This is a genomic window from Bartonella sp. MR100HLJHH, from assembly GCF_042194215.1.
Classification (GTDB): Bacteria; Pseudomonadota; Alphaproteobacteria; order Rhizobiales; family Rhizobiaceae; genus Bartonella; species Bartonella grahamii.
In genome coordinates this window covers 1-2790 of the sequence record NZ_JBHIMR010000048.1, presented here as the reverse complement: position 1 = coordinate 2790, position 2790 = coordinate 1, and the positions used below count along the sequence as shown (strand labels likewise).

Annotated in this window: 6 protein-coding genes; 4 read left to right on the top strand and 2 right to left on the bottom strand. The window is 36.1% G+C overall.

The genetic code is table 11. The annotated features are described in order from the left end of the window. Positions 1-320, bottom strand: a 320-nt coding sequence (locus ACFIJ7_RS09280; RefSeq protein WP_375645163.1) for a DUF1376 domain-containing protein, incomplete at its 3' end; no start/stop codon positions are given. A gap of 127 nt (positions 321-447) precedes the next feature. Next, complete coding sequence (locus ACFIJ7_RS09275) at positions 448-795, bottom strand: hypothetical protein (protein WP_375645162.1); 348 nt, start codon at positions 793-795, stop codon at positions 448-450. A 110-nt stretch (positions 796-905) separates the two neighbouring features. Between ACFIJ7_RS09275 and ACFIJ7_RS09270 the strand changes: the two genes are divergently transcribed. From ACFIJ7_RS09270 to ACFIJ7_RS09255, 4 genes are all read left to right on the top strand, one after another. Continuing rightward, complete coding sequence (locus ACFIJ7_RS09270) at positions 906-1523, top strand: S24 family peptidase (protein ID WP_375645161.1); 618 nt, start codon at positions 906-908, stop codon at positions 1521-1523. 244 nt (positions 1524-1767) lie between these two features. Then, the gene (locus tag ACFIJ7_RS09265; RefSeq protein WP_375645160.1) at positions 1768-2142 is read left to right on the top strand and encodes a hypothetical protein; all 375 of its coding nucleotides are present in this window, start codon (positions 1768-1770) and stop codon (positions 2140-2142) included. A gap of 57 nt (positions 2143-2199) precedes the next feature. Next, positions 2200-2634: an antA/AntB antirepressor family protein gene (locus ACFIJ7_RS09260; RefSeq protein ID WP_375645159.1), complete on the top strand. Its 435-nt coding sequence runs from the start codon at positions 2200-2202 to the stop codon at positions 2632-2634. Then, the coding region (locus ACFIJ7_RS09255) for a Rha family transcriptional regulator (protein ID WP_375645164.1) at positions 2627-2790 on the top strand (164 nt) is incomplete at its 3' end. The genes ACFIJ7_RS09260 and ACFIJ7_RS09255, both read left to right, overlap by 8 nt.

Sequence of the window (2790 nt, the reverse complement as noted above, 5' to 3'; positions counted from 1 at the left end):
TCACTACGAACTTGCGATATGTGCTCTTTTTTATCAGCAAAATCGTTTAGCTCTTCTTCAACGCGCGTATTCCACAAACCATTATCTGTCTCAACAAGTTTATTATTTCTCATGAGATATTCGACAATAGCAGCAAATTTTTTCTGCGAACAATGACAAACGCGTGCAAGCGTTTGAAAATCTGTTTTAAGTGGTTCTTTTTTTTCATACATGCAAACGAGAAGGGTTATATAAACCCCCCGTTGTTCAGATGTCATTCCATTTGTACCACTTATCCAGTCATACAAATGGAATCTTATCCATGGCATTGCATTAGACATGCGCATCCCCTTCTTTCATTAAATATAAATTAGTGATCATAATCCCCCCTTAAGGCTGTTGCGTATTTATGTGCGCGCGCATGGTGACGCGTAATCTATTAATTTGATCTATTTATTTAATGCCTGTTTAAGAATGTGAATGGTGCTGTTGATGTTCATCATTATCTGTAGGAGCAGCACTATGAGAAGATATTACTGTTTGTGATGCATTTGATGTACTAATTTTCTCCACTAGATGAAGCGTATCTTTTCTTCGTTTTGTCATTGGACGAATAATTCTATGGGATTTACTCTCATAATTATGTAGGAACCAATCTAGTGTAACCCAAGATAGACCTTTGGCTTTAGACAACTGAATAATTATATTCCAGTATTTTGGAGAAATACTATTGCGATCACGCATTTTACGCGCAGCCTCATAACTACAACCAATTTCCTTTGCAAATTGGCGTATAGATCCCCAAGACTCAATCAAACTTTTGACATAAAAATCATTAACCATGACACAAACAGTACATTACGTACAATTTTAAATCAAGATAAAATCGTACACAATGAATTAAAAAAATAGTGGATAATGTACAAATGACTTATTTGCCAAAAGACAGACTTAAAATAGCGCGTAAGAATGCTGGATATGCAACACCAAGCGAAGCTGCGCGCGCTATACCAGCACTTAATCAAAATACCCTAATTAGTCACGAAAATGGAAATCGTGGTATTTCGCGCCAAATAGCCGAGCTCTATGGACAAGTATTTAATGTAGATCCGGGGTGGATTTTGTATGGCGAGTCTCCTCGAGAAAATCCTAACCTCAATATAAGTATCCCTCTCGTTTCATGGATTAGCGCTGGAGAACTAAGCGAGCAAGATGGGATAATGGATTTTTCAGATTATCCTATGACAGAGGCTGTTAATCTTCCTGCCGGTGAATGGATTGCTTTACGTGTAGATGGCGCATCTATGAATAAAATTAGCCCTCCAGATTCTATAATATTTGTAAATATGCGAGACAAAAAACTTGTGCCTAATGCCTGCTATGTAATTGCAGATGAATCTGGACAAGCGACATATAAACGATACAGACCTAATGATGATCCTCCTTTTCAGCCTGCTTCATACGACAAAACAATAAAGGCTCCAAAACTTGAAGGCGCTATCTCTATAATAGGTCGTGTACGGCGCACTATTCTTGATATGTAAACATAATGCGATTCTCTGTTCACGTTATCAATTAGATTGCTATCAACAGATTAAAGCAAGTTTGATTGATTTTTATCAGTAAACAGCAAACTTTTGATTCTCTAAATTATGCCGTGATTCGTCTTTTTTTTATTTTTTAAAAAAATAGTACATTATGTACTTGACTATCTTTCGTGCATAATGTACTAATATATCCATAAACCACGCACAAACAATTGCCAAGAGGCGTTAGGGAGGAGAAATTATGGATAAGCCAATTCTTATAAATTCTGATGAAATTTTATTAGTTGCCTACGATAAAGATCAACACATTGCAGAGTCTGGACCACTTGATGCAAGCCAAATTCTAAGCATTGTTGATGAGGTAGATGATGCAATCCAAATCTTTCGTATAAATCCTTCTGAGAATAATTGTGAAGATATCTCTGAAGAGATTGCAGACGCATATGTAGAAGCAAATATCGAACATCTCCATGAGGATAGTAAGGTTCATTACTTTGTACGTGAAAGTGATGCTTACCACGATCTTTTATCTGATTTAGCAAAAGAAAAATATAATGATGCAATGTACGGTACCTATGAACAACAACACCGTTTGCGCCCATGTGATGTGCTTTAAATTCTGAAGGGCGTATTTAAAAGCGCCCCTTTCAATCCCATCAACATGAGGTTCGTAATGGAAAAGCTTCTTGCTACTCAATACAATATTATTCAGCATCAAAAGGTTCAAACTATTAGCGCTCGTGATTTATATACCTTTTTAGAGGTAAAAACCGAGTTTAGAAAGTGGATAACAAACTGTATTAAAGAACTTAGCTTTAGAGAAGATGTCGACTTTGTACTTTCTACTAAAAAATTATCAAACTCCTCACGTGGAAATCCTTTTAAAGATTATGCTCTCACTTTAGACACAGCAAAACACATTGCCATTTGTGAACCTGGTCTCAAAGGTAAACAAGTGCGTGAATATTTTCTGAAATGCGAAAAAAAAGCAAATTCAAAAATCGATTATTCAAATCCTGAAACATTAGAAGATTTCTTAAGACATCTAAGACAGCAAATTAAGCACAATGACAATGTTGTCACAACGAACGGAGTGAAGCATGCATAATTTTATCACAACATCTGAAAACAATTTTCAAAACACAACAGTTCAAACGATGTCTAGTCGTGAAATTGCAGAGTTATGTGGTAAGCAACATGCGCATATTATGCGTGATATTCGGCAAATGTTAGGAGAATTATATCCTGAAGGGGGTCAATCCAA

What these genes read in the sequence shown, in the direction of transcription:
- ACFIJ7_RS09270 (WP_375645161.1), top strand. Translation starts at nt 906, where the DNA reads ATGACTTATTTGCCAAAAGACAGACTTAAAATAGCGCGTAAGAATGCT.
- ACFIJ7_RS09265 (WP_375645160.1), top strand. Translation starts at nt 1,768, where the DNA reads ATGGATAAGCCAATTCTTATAAATTCTGATGAAATTTTATTAGTTGCC.
- ACFIJ7_RS09260 (WP_375645159.1), top strand. Translation starts at nt 2,200, where the DNA reads ATGGAAAAGCTTCTTGCTACTCAATACAATATTATTCAGCATCAAAAG.